The organism is Marinobacter sp. MBR-99, from assembly GCF_040547575.1.
In the GTDB taxonomy this organism is placed as follows: domain Bacteria; phylum Pseudomonadota; class Gammaproteobacteria; order Pseudomonadales; family Oleiphilaceae; genus Marinobacter.
In genome coordinates this window covers 1-20,313 of sequence record NZ_JBEPPY010000032.1, presented here as the reverse complement: position 1 = coordinate 20,313, position 20,313 = coordinate 1, and the positions used below count along the sequence as shown (strand labels likewise).

At 55.5% G+C, this 20,313-nt stretch carries 18 protein-coding genes and 2 pseudogenes; 14 read left to right on the top strand and 6 right to left on the bottom strand.

Annotation, left to right across the window (positions count from 1 at the left end; all coding sequences use genetic code 11):
• Nucleotides 1–79: 79 nt before the first annotated feature.
• Both ABIE59_RS20040 and ABIE59_RS20035 read left to right on the top strand, forming a co-directional pair.
• Nucleotides 80–241: pseudogene (locus tag ABIE59_RS20040) on the top strand (GlxA family transcriptional regulator); the annotation flags it as partial.
• A 3-nt stretch (nucleotides 242–244) separates the two neighbouring features.
• On the top strand, nucleotides 245–457 hold the full coding sequence (locus tag ABIE59_RS20035) for a helix-turn-helix domain-containing protein (RefSeq protein ID WP_420107199.1): 213 nt from the start codon (nucleotides 245–247) through the stop codon (nucleotides 455–457).
• A gap of 101 nt (nucleotides 458–558) precedes the next feature.
• On the opposite strand, the gene ABIE59_RS19305 is transcribed toward ABIE59_RS20035, so the two are convergent.
• The gene (locus ABIE59_RS19305) at nucleotides 559–1,428 is read right to left on the bottom strand and encodes a LysR family transcriptional regulator (RefSeq protein WP_123634556.1); all 870 of its coding nucleotides are present in this window, start codon (nucleotides 1,426–1,428) and stop codon (nucleotides 559–561) included.
• Between the two features lie 198 nt (nucleotides 1,429–1,626).
• Between ABIE59_RS19305 and ABIE59_RS19300 the strand changes: the two genes are divergently transcribed.
• Together ABIE59_RS19300 and fghA are read left to right on the top strand one after the other, a co-directional pair.
• Nucleotides 1,627–2,754 carry an S-(hydroxymethyl)glutathione dehydrogenase/class III alcohol dehydrogenase gene (locus tag ABIE59_RS19300; RefSeq protein WP_008175541.1) on the top strand — a complete coding sequence of 376 codons (1,128 nt, stop codon included), beginning with the start codon at nucleotides 1,627–1,629 and terminating at the stop codon, nucleotides 2,752–2,754.
• A 54-nt stretch (nucleotides 2,755–2,808) separates the two neighbouring features.
• Complete coding sequence (gene fghA / locus ABIE59_RS19295; RefSeq protein WP_354449390.1) at nucleotides 2,809–3,648, top strand: S-formylglutathione hydrolase; 840 nt, start codon at nucleotides 2,809–2,811, stop codon at nucleotides 3,646–3,648.
• Nucleotides 3,649–3,822: 174 nt separating this feature from the next.
• On the opposite strand, the gene ABIE59_RS19290 is transcribed toward fghA, so the two are convergent.
• Complete coding sequence (locus tag ABIE59_RS19290) at nucleotides 3,823–4,863, bottom strand: zinc-binding alcohol dehydrogenase family protein (protein WP_054490013.1); 1,041 nt, start codon at nucleotides 4,861–4,863, stop codon at nucleotides 3,823–3,825.
• A 102-nt stretch (nucleotides 4,864–4,965) separates the two neighbouring features.
• On the opposite strand from ABIE59_RS19290, the gene ABIE59_RS19285 reads away from it, so the two are divergent.
• Both ABIE59_RS19285 and ABIE59_RS19280 read left to right on the top strand, forming a co-directional pair.
• The gene (locus tag ABIE59_RS19285) at nucleotides 4,966–5,928 is read left to right on the top strand and encodes a LysR family transcriptional regulator (RefSeq protein ID WP_354449387.1); all 963 of its coding nucleotides are present in this window, start codon (nucleotides 4,966–4,968) and stop codon (nucleotides 5,926–5,928) included.
• Between the two features lie 98 nt (nucleotides 5,929–6,026).
• On the top strand, nucleotides 6,027–7,103 hold the full coding sequence (locus ABIE59_RS19280; RefSeq protein WP_354449385.1) for an alkene reductase: 1,077 nt from the start codon (nucleotides 6,027–6,029) through the stop codon (nucleotides 7,101–7,103).
• A 104-nt stretch (nucleotides 7,104–7,207) separates the two neighbouring features.
• On the opposite strand, the gene ABIE59_RS19275 is transcribed toward ABIE59_RS19280, so the two are convergent.
• Nucleotides 7,208–8,155 carry a LysR family transcriptional regulator gene (locus ABIE59_RS19275; RefSeq protein ID WP_008175563.1) on the bottom strand — a complete coding sequence of 316 codons (948 nt, stop codon included), beginning with the start codon at nucleotides 8,153–8,155 and terminating at the stop codon, nucleotides 7,208–7,210.
• Between the two features lie 120 nt (nucleotides 8,156–8,275).
• Nucleotides 8,276–8,668, bottom strand: coding sequence for a thioredoxin (gene trxA / locus ABIE59_RS19270; protein ID WP_354449383.1), 393 nt, complete (start codon nucleotides 8,666–8,668; stop codon nucleotides 8,276–8,278).
• A 64-nt stretch (nucleotides 8,669–8,732) separates the two neighbouring features.
• On the opposite strand from trxA, the gene istA reads away from it, so the two are divergent.
• The 8 genes and pseudogenes from istA to ABIE59_RS19230 all read left to right on the top strand — a co-directional run bounded on the left by istA (nucleotide 8,733) and on the right by ABIE59_RS19230 (nucleotide 14,968).
• Nucleotides 8,733–10,274: an IS21 family transposase gene (gene istA / locus ABIE59_RS19265; protein ID WP_230716000.1), complete on the top strand. Its 1,542-nt coding sequence runs from the start codon at nucleotides 8,733–8,735 to the stop codon at nucleotides 10,272–10,274.
• Between the two features lie 12 nt (nucleotides 10,275–10,286).
• The gene (istB, locus tag ABIE59_RS19260; RefSeq protein ID WP_061332066.1) at nucleotides 10,287–11,042 is read left to right on the top strand and encodes an IS21-like element ISSpu5 family helper ATPase IstB; all 756 of its coding nucleotides are present in this window, start codon (nucleotides 10,287–10,289) and stop codon (nucleotides 11,040–11,042) included.
• A 70-nt stretch (nucleotides 11,043–11,112) separates the two neighbouring features.
• Nucleotides 11,113–11,742, top strand: coding sequence for a tetratricopeptide repeat protein (locus ABIE59_RS19255; protein WP_354449380.1), 630 nt, complete (start codon nucleotides 11,113–11,115; stop codon nucleotides 11,740–11,742).
• Complete coding sequence (locus tag ABIE59_RS19250; protein ID WP_354449378.1) at nucleotides 11,739–12,950, top strand: tetratricopeptide repeat protein; 1,212 nt, start codon at nucleotides 11,739–11,741, stop codon at nucleotides 12,948–12,950. Before ABIE59_RS19255 ends, ABIE59_RS19250 begins: the two co-directional genes overlap by 4 nt.
• A 28-nt stretch (nucleotides 12,951–12,978) precedes the next feature.
• A complete protein-coding gene (locus ABIE59_RS19245; protein WP_354449376.1) occupies nucleotides 12,979–13,626 on the top strand; it encodes a hypothetical protein in 648 nt (215 codons plus the stop codon).
• 17 nt (nucleotides 13,627–13,643) lie between these two features.
• Nucleotides 13,644–13,870: pseudogene (locus tag ABIE59_RS19240) on the top strand (hypothetical protein); the annotation flags it as partial.
• 127 nt (nucleotides 13,871–13,997) lie between these two features.
• Entirely contained in the window at nucleotides 13,998–14,384 is a 387-nt protein-coding gene (locus ABIE59_RS19235; RefSeq protein ID WP_354449374.1) for a hypothetical protein, read from the top strand.
• 2 nt (nucleotides 14,385–14,386) lie between these two features.
• Entirely contained in the window at nucleotides 14,387–14,968 is a 582-nt protein-coding gene (locus ABIE59_RS19230; protein ID WP_354449372.1) for an RNA 2'-phosphotransferase, read from the top strand.
• Here ABIE59_RS19230 and ABIE59_RS19225 read toward each other — a convergent pair.
• Both ABIE59_RS19225 and ABIE59_RS19220 read right to left on the bottom strand, forming a co-directional pair.
• The gene (locus tag ABIE59_RS19225; RefSeq protein WP_354449370.1) at nucleotides 14,945–15,781 is read right to left on the bottom strand and encodes a hypothetical protein; all 837 of its coding nucleotides are present in this window, start codon (nucleotides 15,779–15,781) and stop codon (nucleotides 14,945–14,947) included. The two genes, ABIE59_RS19230 and ABIE59_RS19225, sit on opposite strands and share 24 nt — an antisense overlap.
• Nucleotides 15,778–20,313, bottom strand: a 4,536-nt coding sequence (locus tag ABIE59_RS19220; protein WP_502915398.1) for a LysM peptidoglycan-binding domain-containing protein, incomplete at its 5' end; no start/stop codon positions are given. The genes ABIE59_RS19225 and ABIE59_RS19220, both read right to left, overlap by 4 nt.

Below are 20,313 nucleotides of genomic sequence, written 5' to 3'. Positions count from 1 at the left end.
GCTTTGGCCCACGTCGACCTGGCCTTGCGCATCATCCGGGGGGCGCAGTCCGGCGCTGGCGGCCCTGGTGGCACGCTATATGCTGGTCGAGGCACGCAGTTCGCAAGCCGAGTTCGTGATTCCCGACCACCTTGCGCATGCCGACCCGATGGTGGAGCGCTTCGAGTGCTGGGCCAGAAGTCAGCTCGCGAAGGGGTTCTCGCTGGCCGAGGCGGCCAGCGCCGCGGGCACAAGCGAGCGCACCTTGGCGCGGCGGCTGCAAAGCGTTTTGGGCAAGACACCGTTGTCGTATTTCCAGGACCTGCGCGTGGAGCATGCCGTCCATCTCTTGCGCACCGGAAACGCGAGCGTCGACCAAGTCGCCGCACAGGTCGGGTACTCGGATGGGGTGACCCTGCGGGCCCTGTTGCGCCGCAAGCTGGGTCGGGGTGTCAGGGAGTTGCGACGCGGCGGATGACCAGAGGCGTTTGGTATATGTACGGCTGGAGACCGCCGCGAAACTGACGCAGGCCAAACGGCGCATTTGGACAAACTGACAAAACTACTGCCCCACAGAATTTAACTTAACGATTCGTCCAGGAAATCCAGCAGCATCCGCACTTTTGGGGATAAATGCCGGTTATGTGGATAAATCGCCCAGATTCCATCGTCGGCTTCTTGATAATGTTCCAGCAAGTTCATAAGTTTTCCACAGGCCAATGACGGCTGAACGTAATAATCGGGAAGTTGCACGATCCCGATGCCTTTCAGGGCCGCGTCCAGCAACGCCCAACCGCTGTCGCACTTCATGTTGCCTTTAACGCGAACGTTGTAGGGCTTACCTCGGTCCTGAAAGCGCCAGTAATCCAGATTGCCTTGCAAACAATTGTGCCGGTCCAGTTCCGAAAGCGAATGCGGCACACCATAGGTGGATAAGTATTCCGGCGAGGCGCACACGTATAAGGTTCGTGACGACAACCGCTTGGCCATCATGGATGAATCTTCCAGTTTTCCCAGTCGAATCGCCAAATCGTAACCGCCACCGACCAGATCCAGCTTCTGGTTGGTCAGATTCAGCTGCACCTCCAACTCCGGGTAGCGCAGGATGAAATCGTTCACCAAGGGGGCGATCACCTTCTCGCCATAGGTCACCGGTGCGGTCAGCCGTAATTTTCCCTTGGGGATAAGTTGCAGGTTGGTCATGGCCCGCTCGGCCTCTTCCAGACCATCGAGTACCTGGCGGCAATACTGGTAGTAGGTTTGGCCGGCTTCCGTCACCGAAACCTTGCGGGTGGTGCGATACAGCAGTTTGGTCGAAAGCCGGGATTCCAGTGCGCTGACCTGCCGGCTCACCTGAGCTGTGGAAATGCCCAATCGTTTCGCCGCAGCGGTAAAACTTTCGGCTTCCGCGACCGCCACAAACTCACTGACCCCTTCCCAAATAAACATGTTCAGTTCCTTGCGTTACGACTTGGGTGAGCTTAGATACAAAATGCCGCCAGCAAACAAAATACGGTTCATTGTTACTATACAGTAAAGGTGATTTGCTTTATTGGCCGATTATCTATCTTAAGAACAATAATACAATGATCCTATCAACATGGCAGAAGAACCTGCCGAAGCCCGACAAAATCTGGAGCACACAACATGACTCAGACCATCAAATCTAAAGCCGCTATCGCCTGGGGCCCGAAACAACCTCTGTCCATTGAAGAAGTGGATGTGATGCCGCCTCAAGCTGGCGAAGTACGTATCCGGGTGATCGCTAGCGGTGTGTGTCATACCGATGCGTTTACCTTGTCTGGCGAAGATCCCGAAGGCATTTTCCCGACCATTCTCGGCCACGAAGGCGGCGGTATTGTTGAGTCGGTAGGCGAAGGCGTTACAAGCCTGAAAGTGGGTGACCACGTTATTCCGCTGTACACCCCTGAGTGCGGCGAATGTAAATTCTGCACCTCTGGTAAAACCAACCTGTGCGGGAAGATTCGTGAAACCCAGGGCAAGGGCCTGATGCCAGACGGCACCACTCGTTTCTCGTTAAACGGCGAGCCGATCTATCACTACATGGGTTGCTCAACCTTCTCCGAGTACACCGTACTGCCCGAGATTTCTCTGGCAAAAGTGAACAAAGAAGCGCCATTGGAAGAAGTGTGCTTGCTCGGTTGTGGCGTAACCACCGGCATGGGTGCGGTGATGAACACCGCCAAAGTAGAAGAGGGCGCTACCGTGGCCATCTTCGGTATGGGCGGCATCGGCCTGTCGGCGGTGATTGGTGCCACCATGGCTAAAGCCAGCCGCATCATTGCTATCGACATCAACGAGAGCAAATTTGAGCTGGCCCGCCAGTTGGGCGCGACCGACTGCATCAACCCGAAAGATTACGACAAGCCGATTCAAGAAGTGATCGTAGAACTGACCGACGGCGGTGTGGATTATTCCTTCGAGTGCATCGGCAACGTAGATGTAATGCGTTCAGCACTGGAATGCTGCCACAAAGGCTGGGGTGAGTCGGTGGTTATCGGTGTTGCGGGCGCCGGCCAGGAAATTTCCACGCGTCCGTTCCAGCTGGTGACCGGTCGGGTCTGGAAAGGCTCTGCCTTTGGTGGCGTGAAGGGCCGTTCCGAGCTGCCGGGCATCGTTGAGCGGTACATGCAAGGTGAATTCAAGTTGAACGATTTCATCACCCACACCATGGGGCTGGAAGATATCAACAAGGCGTTTGATCTGATGCACGAAGGCAAGAGCATCCGTACCGTTATTCACTACGACAAGTAATGAAATCTGGTCGCCTGCCAGTCAGGCGGGCGACCGTTTTGTTGAGAGGTTGCAATGACTATTGAAAATCTGAGCAGTAATAAAAGTTTTGGTGGTTGGCACAAGCAGTACAGTCATCACCCCGAGACGTTGAACTGTTCGATGCGGTTTGCTATCTACCTGCCGCCGCAGGCCTCCAATGGCAAAAAGGTGCCAGCGCTGTATTGGTTGTCCGGGCTGACCTGTACCGATGAAAACTTCATGCAAAAAGCCGGTGCGCATCGCATGGCTGCCGAACTGGGTGTCGCCATTGTTGCCCCGGACACCAGCCCGCGCGGGGACGATGTCGCCGATGATGAAGGCTACGACTTGGGTAAGGGCGCCGGGTTCTATGTAAATGCGACTCAGGAACCCTGGAGCAAGCATTACCGGATGTACGATTACGTGCTCAACGAATTACCGGCACTGATTGAAGATATGTTCCCGGTGAGCGATCAGCGTTCCATCTTTGGCCACTCGATGGGCGGGCATGGTGCGTTGGTGCTGGCACTGCGCAACCCGGAGCGTTTCCAGTCCGTCTCGGCGTTCAGCCCGATCAGTAACCCGGTCAATTGCCCGTGGGGTAAGAAGGCCTTTGGCGCTTACCTCGGTAAAGACACCGCCAGCTGGGCCGAGTACGACGCCAGCTTGCTGATGCAAAAGGCGAGCAAGTTTGTGCCGGCGTTGGTGGACCAAGGCGAAGCGGACAACTTCCTGACCGAGCAGTTGAAGCCGGAAATGCTGGAAGCCGCTGCCAAACAAAGTGGCTATCCGCTGGAACTGAACCGGCATGAAGGGTACGACCACAGCTACTACTTCATCGCCAGTTTTATTGAGGAGCACCTTCGCTTCCATGCGAAGTATCTAATCGGCTGATAAATTTACCCTGTGCTCTTTTTGTAGACTAGTATACCGGGGCGAATCCAAATAAGATCTATAGCCCCATTGCTGGCGATCCAAGTGCTGAAGCAATGGGGCAACTTGATCGTTTGCCGGGTTCTTTAAGAGTGACTCTTCTTAGGAATGCCCGCAGTAACGGGGTAGAACCCGTCAGGCAAAACCCTCCAGCACAATCTTGCCAACGGCGGTTCCTGATTCCAGTTCGGCGTGTGCGGCACGTAGATTCTCGGCGTTGATCGCTCCGAGGTACTTACCTGCAGTTGTGCGGATGAAGCCTTGATCTACAAGCCGTGAGACCTCATTCAACAAGTCGTGCTGAACCTGCATATCATCCGCCTGGTGCATTGAGCGGGCGAACATGAATTCAATGTGTAATGATAGACTCTTCGGCTTGATCTTCATTACGTCCAGACTTGCAGGATCGTCGATCATGGCAATCTTTCCAAACGGCTTAAGCACCGCCACATAATCGTCGAAGTATTGATCTGTGGCGTTAAGACTGGCCACATGGGTTACAGAACCAATTTTGCCGGCAGACACCAGTGTTTCGATCTGGGGCTGCAAGGGTTCACGGTGATTCAAAACAAAATCCGCACCCAATGATTCAACCCAGGCCTTCGATTCCGGGCGAGATGCCGTAGCGAGTACTTTTGCGCCTGTCAGCTGTTTGATCAATTGAACTAGAATTGAACCCACGCCTCCTGCGGCGCCAATCACAAGGACCACATCGTCGCTGGGAGTGATGGATCCAGCCAACTGTCGCTCAAGTTGCAGGTGGTCAAACAGCATTTCCCATGCTGTTATCGTGGTCAGGGGCAACGCCGCAGCATCGGCGTCGGACAGGCTGGCAGGCTTCCGACCAACCAGACGCTCATCGACAACCTGGTATTCAGCGTTGCTGCCCTGACGGGTAACGTCACCGGCATAAAATACGGTGTCACCTTCTTTGAAGAGTGAAGCGCCCTCGCCTATTGCCACCACCTCTCCAACGGCATCCCATCCAAGTACTTTGATCTGGCCTGGTTCGGGCTCTGCTTGCTGGCGTACCTTGAAGTCAACGGGGTTCACGGCGATGGCTTTGACTCTGACCAACAGGTCCCGGCCTTTTGCGACGGGACGTTCCATCTCAACATTTTGCAGCGCATCAGGGTTTTCGATAGGAAGAGATTCCCGATATCCAACAGCTTTCATTATCTGTCTCCGCAATGATTTTCGAGTAGCACACAGTATGGTCGCCGTTTACACTCGGATAAACGGGAAAATTTGTTAAACATATTCAAAGAATTTTTGAAAATGAGTCTTGATGATCTGATCGTGGTTTTGAGGGTCGCTGAATTCCGCAACATTACCGCTGCCGCCACCAGCCTTGATATGCGAGCTGCCACAGCCAGCGCCGCAGTAAAGCGTGTAGAACAGGAGCTGGGTGTTGAGTTGTTTGTACGCTCCACGCGAAGGTTGCGGTTGTCTGCCGCTGGCGAAAAATACTTGCCTCACTGCAAGCAAGCGATTGACTTGTTGAGCCAGGCGCAACAGAACCTTCGATCTGAAGTTGACTCTGTAACAGGCGAAATCCGGCTTTCGGTTTCATCCGATCTTGGTCGTAACCGCGTTGTGCCCTGGATCGACGAATTGATGGCAACGCATCCAGGTTTGAACCTCAGAGTTCAGATTACTGACACCAACGTGGACTTTTACCGGGATTCGGTCGACATGGCGCTTCGCTACGGCGCGCCCAGTGACACCAACCTGTATGGCTTCAAAATTTGCGATGTGCCGCGCCTGCTTTGCGCATCTCCTGATTACCTGTCGCGTCATGGTCGCCCCATTCATCCTGATGACCTTGAGAACCACAACGGGCTGTTCTATCAGTTGCAGGACATCCCATTTGACCTCTGGACGTTCAAACGCGGAGACGAGGAATATCGAGTCAAAATGACGGGCGATCGCGCCTCAAACGATGGCGATCTGGTTCGCCGGTGGTGCGTTGCTGGTCGCGGTCTTGCGATAAAATCGTGTCTTGATATGTCGGATGATCTGCTTGCAGGCCGTGTCACCAACATCATGCCAGGCTATGCGCCGCCGGTATCCGAGCTGTGGCTGATTTGTCCTACCCGACAGTCAATAACGCCGGCAATGAGGTTGTTGAGGGATGACCTGCGTGCAAAAGTAGGCGAACTGATGAATGCAATGATTGCCGGCGGCTTTTTTCCTCCGGATCGCTTGTCCGGAGGAAAAGATGAACAGCCTGTCGTATAAGTCAGGATGATGATTGATATATCTCGTCCGAATTAGTCCGCCCGGCCAACGGGCGGATATAGTACCAGCCCTTGTACAAAAAATTTCCCGAGGATGCTATGAACACACTTTTTACTCCCCTGAAAATGGGCGCCAGTGAATTGGCCAATCGGGTCTTCATGGCCCCCCTCACCCGCGTCCGTGCCGACGCTGATCACGTTCCCACGGATATGATGGTTGAATATTACGCCCAGCGTGCCTCTGCCGGCCTGATCATCACTGAGGCGACCATGGCCATCGAAGGCAATTCGGCCTTCTGGCGCGAGCCCGGTATCTATTCCGAGGCGCAAGTTGAAGGCTGGAAGAAAGTCACTGATGCGGTACACGCCAAAGGTGGCAAGATTTATCTGCAAATCTTTCACGGTGGCCGCGCCTGCCACCCGGTGTTAAACAATGGCAAGGATCCGGTAGCGCCCAGCGCCATTGCCATCACCAGCGATGAAGTGCACACACCGGAAGGTAAGAAGTCCTACACGGTTCCCCGCGCACTGGCCGACAGCGAAATCCCGGCCATCATCGACGGTTTCCGCACCGCCGCCGAGAATGCCAAGCGCGCCGGCTTTGACGGTGTTGAGGTTCATGGCGCCAACGGCTATCTGCTGGACCAGTTCCTGCGTGATAGCTCCAACCATCGAGAAGGCCCCTACGGTGGCCCGATCGAAAATCGCGCCCGACTTCTGCTGAAGGTGATTGAAGCCGTATCCGGAGTGTTCGGTTCCGAGAACGTCGGTGTTCGACTGAGCCCCCTCAACAGCTTCCAGAGCATGAAGGACAGTGATCCGGTCGGTCTGGTTACCTGGCTCGCCAAGCGCCTGAACGACTACGGCCTGGCCTTTGTTCATTTGATGCGCAGCGACTTTTTCGGGGAACAGCAAGCGGACGTCATTACTCCGGTCCGCGAACACTTCAAGGGCAAGTTGATCCTCAACATGGGCTACACCGGTGAAGAAGCAGAACAAGCCATCGAATCCGGACTGGCCGACGCTGTCGCCTTTGGCGTGCCCTTCATTGCCAACCCGGACCTCCCGGAGCGCCTGAAGCTTGGCGCCGAGCTCAACGAAGCAGATCCGGCGACTTTTTACTCCCAGGGTGCGGAAGGGTATATTGACTACCCTTACCTTGAAAGAGTTAGCTAAAGCATAATGTCGAGAGGGGGCTGTTAGCCCCCTTTTTCGTTGCGCAGAACACATGACCTTTGAAAGCGCGATCTCCTTTCTTGTTTCTTCCAGTCTGAGGCCGGTTAGACCGCTTTCAGGTGCCGCCCGCAGGGCGAGGTGGTCATGATTTCGTGCCAGCGATCCCGCAGCAGGCGCTCGAGGTGGTCCCGAATCCAGATAATGCCGGGATCCCGGTCATGGCGGGCGTGCCAGACCAGGTACATGCTGGTGGGATCAACCTCAAAGGGCAGCTCTCCCATCCAGAGCCCGTTCACAAAACCGCAGTCCTGACTGATGAGTTCCGGCACCGCCGCAATCAGGTTTGTCTCCCGAAGCACCTGCGGCACGATGGAGAAATGATTGACGGTGGCGGCAATCCGGCGGCTTTGTCCTTTCTGGTCCAGGTAACTGTCCACGAAACCATGGGCGTCGCCCGACATGGACACCAGCAAATGCCGGGCCTCCAGGAATTCCTCCATGGTGATCGGCTTACCCGCCAGCGGATGTCCTTCGCGCATCGCCAGCACGTAGCCACCCTCAAACAACCAGGTGCTCCGCAGGCTGTGGTCGTGCTGGTTCAGAACGCCAACCGCCAGGTCCACGTGGGCTTCGCGCAGATCGTCGTAGGTGCCATCGGGCGTGTACGGGACCGCGTGCAGATCGACACCGGGCGCCTCCCGCTCCAGCAACTCGATTAACTGGCGCCAGACCATCTCAACGATCACGTCGGTAGCGGCGATGCGAAATTTCCTTTTGGAATTAGCGGGGTCGAACTGAGTGGCTGAAACCGCGTTGGTTAGCGCGTACATGGGCCCGCCTACCTGGTCCCAGAGGCTCAAGGCATAAGACGTTGGCTCGATGTTACGACCTTTGCGGACAAACAGCGGGTCGCTCCAGATCTGGCGCATCCGGGAAATTGCGTTGGATACCGCCGGCTGGGTCATGGCCAGACGCTCGGCGGCTCGGGTCACCGAGCGCTCGGTCATGATGGCGTCGAAAATATAGAGGAGTTGCAGCTCCTGGGTTTTCATCGTGGGGTACCTGAATGATGGCAATGGGCCCGGATAAGTCTGACCAGCATTGGCGGGCAGCGCAACCGGCACACAAAAACACCCTCCCATAACAAGAGGGTGTTGATTCGAGCCGGTGAATTACAGGTTGCCTTTGACGAAGGCCCGCAACTGGCCCAAGGTGCCGGCACCGGTCTGCCGGGCCACCACGCCGCCCTCTCGGAACAGCGCCAGGGTCGGAATGCTGCGGACTCCCATGCGAGCCGCCGTTTCCGGGCTGTCATCCACGTTGACCTTGGCCACCACCAGGTCATCGCCCAGTTCGTCGGCGATTTCCTCAAGCATGGGGCCAACGGTCTTGCAGGGGCCGCACCAGGGTGCCCAGAAATCGACCAGGACCGGCTTGTCGTTACGTGCGTATTCCAGACCAAGGTTGCCACTGATTCCAGACGAAGTCTGCCACCCATTCCACGCGAAAGCTGCCACTAATTCCACGGCAAAGCTGCCACCCCAGCAGACTGCCTGAAGCTCCATCAAAATCGTCCGGCGCGGGATAACTTAACGGTACTCTGACCCTTTTCATCCGGAGATGGGCCAGATGCCAGCGAAGAGGTTATCCATGCGTAAAATCAAAGAAGTCCTTCGCCTCAAGTGGGAGCGAGGGCTGAGCAACCGCCAGATTGCGGCGTCCTGTGGCGTTAGCCGCCCCACCGTAAGCGACTACCTGCGCCGCACGGTTGAGGCCGGTCTGAGCTGGCCGTTGCCAGCGGATCTGGATGAGGCCCACCTGGAGCGGTTGCTGTTCCCGCCGCCACCGGACCTGCCAGCACAGGCCAGAGGTATACCCGACTGGCAACACATCCGTGACGAACTCACGGGCAAGAACGTCACCCTGTTCCTGCTCTGGCAGGAGTACCGGCAAGCCAACCCGGACGGTTATCAGTACAGCTGGTTCTGCGAGCACTACCGGGCCTGGCGGGGCAAGCTGGACCTGGTGATGCGCCAGGACCATCGGGCCGGTGAGAAGCTATTCGTGGACTATGCCGGCCAGACCGTGCCCGTCATTGACCGCACCACCGGAGAGATCCACGAGGCACAAGTCTTTGTCGCGGTGATGGGTGCATCCAATTACACCTACGCCGAAGCCACCTGGAGCCAGACATTGCCGGACTGGGTCGGCTCCCACATCCGGACCTTCGAGTTCCTGGGCGGAGTGCCGGAACTGGTGGTTCCGGACAACCTCCGCTCCGGCGTCAGCAAGGCCCATCGCTACGAGCCGGATCTCAACCCAACCTATCAGGACATGGCCACCCATTATGGCGTGGCCGTTGTCCCGACAAGAGTTCGCAAGCCCCGTGATAAGGCTAAGGTAGAAGGCGGTGTATTGATCGTCGAGCGCTGGATCCTGGCGGCGTTGCGCCATCGCCAGCACTTCTCCCTGGGGCAACTCAACGCCACCATCCGTGAACTGCTGGAGCGGCTCAACAGCCGCCCCTTCCGCAAGTTGCCCGGCTGCCGGCGCGACCACTTCGAACAGCTGGATAAACCGGTCCTACAGCCGTTGCCGGCAGAACCGTATGTCTACGCAGAGTGGAAGAAGGCTCGGGTGCATATCGACTACCACGTAGCCATCGACGGTCACTATTACTCAGTGCCCTACACCCTGATCAAGAAAGAGGTGGAGGTTCGCATCACCAACAACACCATCGAATGCTTTTACCGGGGCAACCGGATCGCCAGCCACCGGCGCTCAGACCAGAAGGGACGGCACACCACCATCGCCGCGCACATGCCCGAATCCCATCGCCAGGCTGGCGAGTGGTCGCCGGAACGGCTCATCGCCTGGGCGGCCAAGACCGGACCGGCGACGGAGAAGCTTATCCGCACCGCTCTGGGTGCCCGCAAACACCCTCAGCAGGCGTACCGCTCCTGTCTGGGCATTCTCCGGTTGGGGCAGAGCTACGGCGAGTCGCGGCTGGAGGCCGCCTGCCAGCGAGCCCTGATGCTGGGAAGCTGCCGCTACAAGAGCATTGAATCCATCCTCAAACACCGTCTGGATCAGCAGCCTCTGGAAGAGCAACAGGAACTGGCCTTGCCCGATACCCACGACAACATCCGTGGCCCCGCCTACTACCACTGAAGGATCTCTGACATGCTGAAACATCCCACACTGGACAAGCTCCACGCCCTCAAACTGACCGGCATGGCCGCCGCCCTGGCGGATCAGTCGGCCACCCCCGACATCACCGATCTGAGCTTCGAGGAACGCCTCGGGCTGCTGGTCGACCGGGAAATGACCGAGCGAGATAACCGGCGCATGACCAGCCGGTTGCGCCGGGCTAAGCTGCGGCACAATGCCATCCTCGAAGACCTGGATTACCGCTATTCACGCGGCCTAGATAAAGGACTGGTCCAGTCGCTGGCCGGTTGCCAATGGGTGAAGGAACACCTGAATGTGCTCATCACCGGTCCCACCGGGGTCGGGAAAACCTGGCTGGCCTGTGCTCTGGCACATAAGGCCTGCCGGGAGGGTTACACCGCCCAGTACGTCCGCCTGACCCGACTGCTACGGGAGCTGACCATTGCCAAAGGCGATGGCCAATACTCAAAACTCCTGACGAATCTGGCCAAGGTCGACGTGCTGATCCTGGATGACTGGGGGCTGATGAAACTGAGCGCCGAGAATCGGCGAGACTTGCTGGAGGTGCTGGAAGACCGGCATGGCAGGCGCTCCACCATTGCCACTAGCCAATTACCCATCGAGGAATGGCATGGCGTAATCGGTGACGCCACTCTGGCAGACGCCATTCTGGATCGGCTCGTACACAACGCCTACAAGATCAACCTGCGGGGCGAATCCATGCGAAAACAACAGGCAAAGTTGACGGCCACCGAGACTTCGGAGTAAGAAGAGAAACCCCGCGTCGCTACGCTCCGATGGGTGGCAGCCTTGCTCCGGTCCGGGTGGCAGGCTTCACGTGGAATGGGTGGCAACCTTCAGCGGTTTACGCAATTTATTACACTTTTTTACAATTCGATCACCTCACACGATGAAAGAGCTGCAACAATTCCACCCATTCATGGATCGACAGCAAGGTAGTGCCAACATGACCAGCCAGAAAATGGACGACAGTACTCTGAAGACGCTTTCCAACGCGACAAATGCAGCCAAACAGGGCGATCTCGACGAAGCCATCCCTCTTCTCAAGGAGGTACTATCCGAGTACCCGGACAACGAAGTTGCTAACGGAATGCTGGCCTCGATATACCTTCAAATCGGTGCATTGGAAGACGCGGAGCACCGATTCACAGAGTTGCTCCGAACACACCCGGAAAACCCGCTGGCCCGCTTCCAGTTAGGCATGTGTTATCTATCAATGAACCGCCCGCAGGAAGCGCTATCAACCTGGCAGCCACTTCTGGCTGATCAGGAAGAGTTCATGGCGCATTTCCACAGCGGCCTCGCCCAACTTGAGCTCGGCAACCATAAAGAGAGCTATGAACTGGTGCAGGTTGCTGCTCACCGAATGCCAAGCAACCATCCGCTCTACCCCAAACTACTGGAAGTTCGAAGCGACCTGATTGCAGTCCTGGAGCAAGCAGAATGAACCAAGTGGCAAGCAACCATAAACAGGAAGAGATTGAACGCTACGAGTCCTATATCAAGTTCGACCCCAACAACACCTTGCTGTGGATCCAACTGGGGGATCTCTACCACGAAGCCGGGAAACTGGACGAGGCGGTCGCCTGCTTTGAGAAATGCCTGATCTTTGAAGAGCATAATGAGATTGCAAAAAGCCGGCTGGCGAATGTGCTGGTCACTCAGCACCGCTTTGGCGAGGCCGAGAAAACACTTAGCGCCCTGTTGGAACAACATCCTGACGACCCAGCACTGCTTCACAATTATGGACTGGCACTGTTCTACCAAACCAACTTCAAAGATGCGCAACAAATCTTCGAAAAAGCCCGGTTAGCCGGCTCTGACTCTCCACAAACGCTGGCATACATCGTATTCAGCCTTCATAAACAGACGGAGACCGAGAAGGCGCTGGAGGTAGCCCAACAGTGGCTGGAGGAATCTCCCGGCCCGATGACCGAAGGCTATGTGTCCATGCTGGAAATGGACAACGGTGATATGGAGCAGGCCAAAACCAGAGCGGAGGCAGTCCTCCGGAACGATCCCAACAACCCTGATGCCAACGTGGTGCTAGGCAACTGGAGTGTTGAACAACACAGCATTGACCAGGCCATCCCCCACTTCAAGGCCGCCATCGAAGCCGAACCTGATAACCCCAGAGGTTGGCAAGGGCTGGGGTTAACTCACCTGTACCGCCAGGAGAACGATGAGGCAATTGCCGCCATTGAGAAGGCCCTTGAGTTGATGCCCGGCTACGCCGTAAACCACCTGATCATTGGTTGGGCTAAGCTCGCAAAACAGGATGCCATCGGCGCCGAGGCAGCTTTCCGCAAATCCATTGAGTGCAACCGCGGGTATGGCGAAGGCCACGGCGGGCTGGCAGCGGCCCTGGTGCTGCAGAACCGCCTGGAAGAGGGCCGAAAGCAAATCAAACGCGCCCTGGGCCTGGACCCCACCAGCTTCGGCGCCATCTTTGCCCAATCCGTCACCATGACGCTGAAAGGCAAAGAGGAGCAGGGAACAAAGTTACTCTCCAAGGCGTTGATGCAGCAGCCCGTTGACCGCTCAAAGCCCGTTATCGAACACATCCAGGAATACCTGAAAAATCAGGGACACAACTCCACCAAACCGCCAGCCGGTGGTAAAAGCGGAGCTAGCAAACAGGGCCCGTCCCGATAATCCAAAAACGAGAAAAGGAACTCATCACGTGAAGTATTTTGTATTGGTTGCTATTGCAATGCTGGCAGGTTGTGCGACAACCACAACACCTATCACCGCCGAAAACGCCCAGAAACTCACCGGTGAAAGCCTTGTCACCGCCAAGCGAGAAAGCCCCTCCTTTGTCGCCATGACATCTACCAAAGGCATGTTTGCGCTGGTAGGCGCCGTCACCGCCATAAGCGCCGGCAATGAACTGGTCGAGTCCAACAATATCGAAGATCCAGCCCCAAAGATTGCCGACACCCTGGCTAACCGGTTGGCAGAGCAATATTCGATGGCCTACAAGGGGCAAACTGACCAGACGATTACGGCGGGAGATGCGTCCGCTATCGCGAAAGCCGTTTCTGACGACGCCTACGTAGTAAACGTGGCAACCAGAAATTGGTCTTTCATCTATGATGGCTTCAACTTCTCGGATTATTCCCTGACCTACATCGCCGACCTGAAACTGATCGACACGCGCATTGGCAAAGCCATTTCGGAAGGTTCTTGCACCTACGAGACCAAAGAGGAAATTGGAACCGTGCCCTATGAGACGCTCGTTGCTGATAACGCGGCGTTCATTAAAGAACATTTGAGTGCAGCGGCGGATCGATGCCTCAACGAATTCAGTACTGAGTTATTCAGGCTCTGATTTTTCAAATCCTCAGCCGCCGTCCAGTAGTCGGACGGCGGTTGTCTAGGTTCCCGGTCATGCTGGAGCCAATGTGCATGGCTTGCCGTCTGGTTGACAACATCTGGCAGTGTTTCTGCGGTTTGGCTATCCCTGCCCAGGTTTTGCTGTCTACCGCGACCTCTACCGAGGCCCTACCTTCCCCTGGCCTCCATCCACTAGCCGTGCAGGGGAGACCTCCTGCTTGATTCGGGTCACCGTGTGATCAGACAGTCGCGCCATACCTGATTTCTCGATAAACCTGTCAACCCGTAAAAGTAAATACAACCTCGTTGCCGAGTATTCTATTCTAGCGTATTCTCAACCCTCCTTCTAAAAACAGGAGGTAAGCTATGGCCCTGACACTCGATCGATTGGGATTCCAAGATGACAACCTCAAACAAGGCCTTTTACAAAGCCTTAGGGAAGCGCATTTCGCAGTACCGAAAGGAACAGGGACTACCCCAACCGAGAAGTTGGGCATTGGCAAGATAACTATGGCTCACCATAAAGGCGGTAGTTTGCGGATTGCCGTAGTCCCCCTTAAGCCACTGACCCAAGAGCTGAATGTTTCGGTTGAAGAACTGATCGGCGAACCTAAAACGGCAGCTAATGACAAGCGTGGCCCCACTTCCAAACTGCAACAACAGGTTGAGCGTATCAGCCACATGCCAAGGAGTAAGCAGAAGTTTACTTCCGAGATACTGGAAGCACTCATTGTCCAACAGAAGGCCGGTTAAGCATGACCTCACCCAAGCAACTCAATAAAGTCAGTAAGTTTTTAAGTTTTGTCTTGCGTCATAAACCCTATGCCATCGAGCTGGATGTGGACGCCAACGGCTGGGCCAATATTGACGACCTCATCAGCAAGGCTAATGCTTCGAGTGAGCCGGCCAACCTGGATCATGCTTTGATTCAGGAGGTGGTTGATACCAGTGATAAGAAGCGATTTATTATTTCTGACAACGGGCAATATATCCGTGCCAATCAGGGCCATTCAATCAATGTTGATTTGCAACTAGAGCCGGTAACGCCGCCGGAGTTTTTATATCACGGCACAGCAACACGCTTTCTTGACAACGTGTTGAAGGAAGGATTAAAGCCAAAACAGCGGCAGCATGTACATTTATCAACGGATATCGAGACCGCTACCGCGGTCGGGCAGCGCTATGGAAAGCCGGTAATTCTAAAAATAAAAGCCCTGCTCATGCATGAACAGGGCTATGTGTTTTATCGATCTGAGAATGAGGTTTGGCTTACCGAGTCAGTGCCAGACTCGTACATCAATGTGAACGCAATGTCAGACACCTCTAGAGCAGTTTAGCAAGGTTAAACACTCGCCAGATTCTCTTGGTAAAACGTCACTAGAAAGCATTCCGACCTGATCAGTTATAACTGTCATTAAACCAATCTCACTAGTACGATCCCATTCTCCAGCAAGATACTTACCAATAGAGCCATCTTTTTCAAGTTTAAACACAGCTCGTAAATCTTCAGTCCCACTGAAAGTCGCGTCCCAATAGCTCATACCTTCCGGCAGCATTGTCTTTAATTGCTCTTGAGAAAGTAATTCAGCAAGAGCTTCGACGCGTATATTGGAAGCAATCCATTTACCATGCCAAAAGGCATATGCTACAGCTTCTTCATGATAAAGATTGCTAGCATAATCCCACTTTTCTACTCCAAAGGACCTGGAAGCCAAAAAATCATCAACCTGCAAGAAGGCATCATCTCTAATACTGAATCGAACCAGCCGCTGAAACACATGGTATTGCCAATAAAAAACTGGCGAGATTGAAGACCAACCAATTACAGCCTTTCCATAACCCAACGGATTAACGGTTCTAACCATAAAACTCAATTCATATGGATCAAACCAGACATCCAACGGATTTACATCTTCCGGTGGCTTTTTAGCTAGATAGCATTTCGACGAAGACCAAGGGGCACCAAGGCTGAAGCCATCTACCTCCCCTTTAATGTATAGAGATAAAGCCTCTGCATGCAAAGGTAAGCCATAGCTTTCTAATGCTCGACTCAACTCCAAGCCACTAACATCAGAAGCACCCGAGCCAAGGTACTCTTGGTATTTATTACATAAATTAATTAATTTTTGCGCTCTAGTCTCATCACTCACTGAGATTGCAACCTTTGTAAATTATTAATGTACTTAGCCCAATCATTGGCATCTTTAAAAGTAAATGATGGCAATTCCGAACTGCCTGTCAATGGGAACTGACCAAACCTCTCTTGTTGCTGCAGCGACCTGATCATGCCGGCCTGCCCCCAAGTTTCAGGCAAATCGCCCTTGTAGAATGACGTTCTGGTACTTAAATCAGAAAATGCCACCGGAGACTCAAAACTTGAAAAACGCCCAGATTGCGTGAATGAATTTGGTAGAACCTCATCGAATCCATGGATATTGGCTGGTATTCGATCAAGCCCGGCCCAATCCGCAGCAACTAAACGGCGATGGTCTAAAGTCATGAAGCCATCATCAAGGCGAACAAGATCTGGAACTCCTTTCGAAAGATCCCAACCGTTAAGCTTCATGTCAGAAGCCATATTCAAAACAGGTGTTCCGTCACCGGCTCTGATGGAAACTGTAGCCTGAGTAGATCTAACATCACTTAGATTCACCCAACTTGGACCACTATTGCTTGGAATCGCCTCGCCAGTATTCCTAATCAGCGGACTCTGCAACGGAATCCCGCTGTTCAGCTGTCCGGGCCGGAACGTCATATCAAACGGCGACCTCACGTCATACTTTGACATGGTCTGAACCAGATCGCCAGTCAGTTTGCCGCCTGCCCTCGCCAAGCCATAGGCGCCAGTTGCGGCCCCAGCAGCATCGACTGCAAAACCACCAACCTCGGTCGATGCGAAGAACTGGTCAACATAATTTTCACTGGTGACCATGGTATTGAAGTTGTCACCAAACCGGTCGAACGAGCCCAGCACCGAGTCGTAACCGCTCTCCAGACTCCCCGGCACGTCACTCACGAAATCCCCAATGGAATTCGTGACGGTCTCGCCAAGCTGGAGATAGCGTTCGTGGTTTTCCTGCAGGAATCCGACTCTCTTACCCAACCCGAATTCGCCACCGAGCATGTCATAAGCCTGCTCCTGAACGCTCATGCTGGCCAGTTGGCCCAGGCCAATCAAACCCTCGCCAACAGATTGCGCGCCGCCAACCAAGGCACCAACAGTTGCCACCGTCCCACCTTTCAAGTCCGACTGCGCAGGACGACTTAGCAGCTCAGTAGCGGCACCAAACGCATTGTCGGAGAACTCATCCGCGCCAAAGGCGCTTGCAGCTCCGCCCGCAAGGATGAGGGTACCCGCCCCAAGGACGTCACTCACGTCGTTCCAGCCCCTCGACAAGGAGTCGGTCCAACTGGTGCTTTCTGGCTGACTGATAACCTCCTGCGTTATTGCTCCGGATGTCGAGGCCAGAGGCTGCATCGGCAGCGCTCCATAAAGATAGCTATCGGTCTCGCCAAGTTCGTAGTTCATCTGGTCGAAAGACAGCCCTGAGCCATTCAACTGGAAGCTGACGCTCAGTTGGTTTTCCAGAACCGGCGTTGTGGAAACCAACTGGCCCATGGCGATGTCTTCGGTACGGCTCTGGTAGCCCAACGTCCGTTGACTGCTCTGCATATCAAGTTGCGCGTCGAATGGCAGCCCGGCGCGTTCGAACTGGCTCTGAAGTCGCCCAAGGGTGTTTGGATCAAAGCTGCCGCCGGCCATAAGCTGTTCACGGATATTGGCGACCTGCCCGAACGCCTCGTCACCAGCATAGGTACCCAGCGCCGCTGCGCTTACCTGCTGATCTTCCGTTGGTAGCGTCAGAGTCATACCCGGCTGGAGGGTACGGGTGTTGGCCCCAAGCAAATCCGGGTTGGCACTAATCAGACGGTAAACGTACTCCTGTACCTCGGCGTCACTGGCATCAGAGCCCAGCGCACCCTGCGCGACACTCCAAGGGTTGTCGCCTTGCTCCAGGGTATAGGTTTCGGGTTCCACCGGAGTCGGCTGGCTGCCCATCAGGCGTTCAGCTCCCCCAGTGCCCTGCGGCCGCCTGAGATCAATACCACCCGCTGCAAGGTTCTCTTCCAGCGATACGCCGCCTCGTGAGTTCGGCGCCGGTGTTTCAGACTTCAACCGACTAACCTCGGCGTTGAAAGCACCTGCTGCCCTGCTTCCAAGGCCAGAAGCTTGGGCAATGCCACCGCCAATCCAGGAACCTACTTCATTACCGATAACACTCTCAAAGTAAGCCTGACCCGCGTCCCTGTCGTAGGCATTGAGGACTCCACCAGCAACCACGTTGCTAAGCAGTTGACCGCCAGTTAACTCACCGCCAGGCAAAACGGTGTCTTTAAGCCCTTCCAGTCCGCTGGCAGCTGTTGAAAGTGTCGAGCTAACAGCACTGGCCCAAGAGGTGGGGGACACTTCACCGGTGCGGATGAAGCTCTCTGCTGCTCCCAGCCACGGCGTGACGTACTCAAGCGCACTGCCAGCGCCAACCGGGCCGACCAGAGCGCTGACTTCTCCACTACCATCAACGCCTTTTACGCTGCCCAGACCGGCAGCAGCGAGACTGGACCAGTTAGTGATCTTGCCGTTCTCGACAAGCTGCTTCGACGCGGCTGAAGAGACTTGCAGGGCGCGAGCCGCAGTTTTGGCGTAACCGACAGTTTGTCCTGCGGCTTCAGCCACTTTAGCTGCCTGTGCGTAACTCTGGGCCGCCCCAGAGAGCGCTCCAGCGACCGCTCCCGCTGCAACGGATTTCCAGCTGAAGTCTTCCTGATAACCTAAGGCAATGAACAAGCCTTGCTGGACCGCCGATGCCGCGGCACCAACCACTGCGCCCGCCAGAACAAATGCGCCAACCTGCGCTGATACCAAGCCCCCGGTCGCTGCAGCTAAACCGCCACCGGCCGCCGCAAAGGCTCCGGTGGCCGCAAGCGCTGCGACCGCGTAAACGGCAACGACTGCAATCACCGCAACGATAATAATCGCCAAGAAGCTCCCACAGCCCTTATCCTTCGGATCGCTCTTCAGATTCGGCAGAGTCGAGCCCACAATCTCGGACTCGTCGTACACCTTGTGGGTCTCGGCGGTAATGCTGCCGGTTTTGACGGTGTTCGGCACCTCAATGCGCTGGCCTTCCTTCAGGCTCTGGCCCGGCTCCAGGCCGTTGGCCTCGGCCAGTACAAACCACAGGCTGGGGTTGCCGTAGACGGCAGCGGCTATGCTTTGCAGATTGTCGCCTTCAGAGGCCGTCACGAACGTCACAGCACTGGAGGGGAAATCCTCGCCCATCGGCTGCACCAGGTTGTAGTTGCCGGTACCCAGTTTGGTGACGTTTTCACCTTTGACATCGTTACCGGTTTCGCCCACGGCCTTGGAGTTGGCGTAGAGGTACTCGGTTTCAGTGCGCACGTCCTCGTTCTTGCCGGTGTCGTGGAATCGATAGAGGATCTGGTTGTCGTTGTTGTAGACAAACTTGAGAACCTCCTTCCGATCCTGGCTGTCGCCCTCACCCTTGTCTGCGACGATCAGGTTGTCGTTGCTGTCGTAGGTGTTAATGGTACGGCCGCCCACGTCCTTGCCACGGGCATTGACCCGGGTTTCCAGGCCGGCGGCATTGTACTTGTGGTCAAAGTAGAAGGTATCGCCATCGTCCACCAGCTTGGTGCGGGTGACCCGACCAGACTTGTCCATGGTCATGGTGGTCTGCTGGCCGTCGTCGTTGGTGTAGTAGTTGACGTTGTTCTCGTAGTACTGCTTGGTGGTGACCTTGTCCACGGCACCGTCGGACTTGAAGGTGCGGAACCGTTGGACATTGCCCACGTTGTCGTACTGCCAGTCGGCGGTTTTGTTGCCGTTACTATGGGACTCGGTGACCCGGCCGTTCGCGTCAAAGGTGTACTCGGTGATCTGGCCACCGTTGTTCACCATGACCCGGTTGCCGGCGACGTCGTAGCCGTACTGGGTATCCAGTTCGGTACCATTGTTGATCTGGGTGACCCGGTTGTTATCGTCGTATTGGTAACGCTGGTCCACGAACCTGTAATTGGGGTCGATGATGGCTTCGTCCAGTTTGGCCTGGTAGCCCATGTCAGACAGCAGGCTGTATAGGGCGGCACGGCGCTCGGAAACGTTGACATCCCATTCGAACAGCTGAACGCCCTCAGGTCCGCCTACCTGGCCAAAATCGTAGCCTGCGCTTTGCAGATCGAACACACGATCGTAATAGCCCAAGTCCACACCCAGGTCGACGGCACGTTCTCTGAGAATGTTGTTTAGTGAGCCCTGGTATTTCGGTTCCTCAGTGCCCGGGTATGGAGTGTGCCTGATAGAACGGATTTCATCCTCCACCTCGCTAAGCACGGACGTCAGATCCACATTGCGAACTTCCGGATCGTAACCGACATCCGTGTAGGCGCGGTGCAAGTTGCCTGCGCTGTCCCACTGGTAATTGGTGTGCCCGCCGGTTTCCGCATCCGCCCAGCGGGTCATCTGGCCTACGGCGTCGTACTCGTAGGTGATGGTGCGGTTATGGGCACCGTCGGGTGTGGTTGTGGTCTCGGTGACCCGCTGACCGTTGATGTCATAGCTGTAGGTGGTTTTTACACCCGTGCCCAGGTCATTTACCTCGGT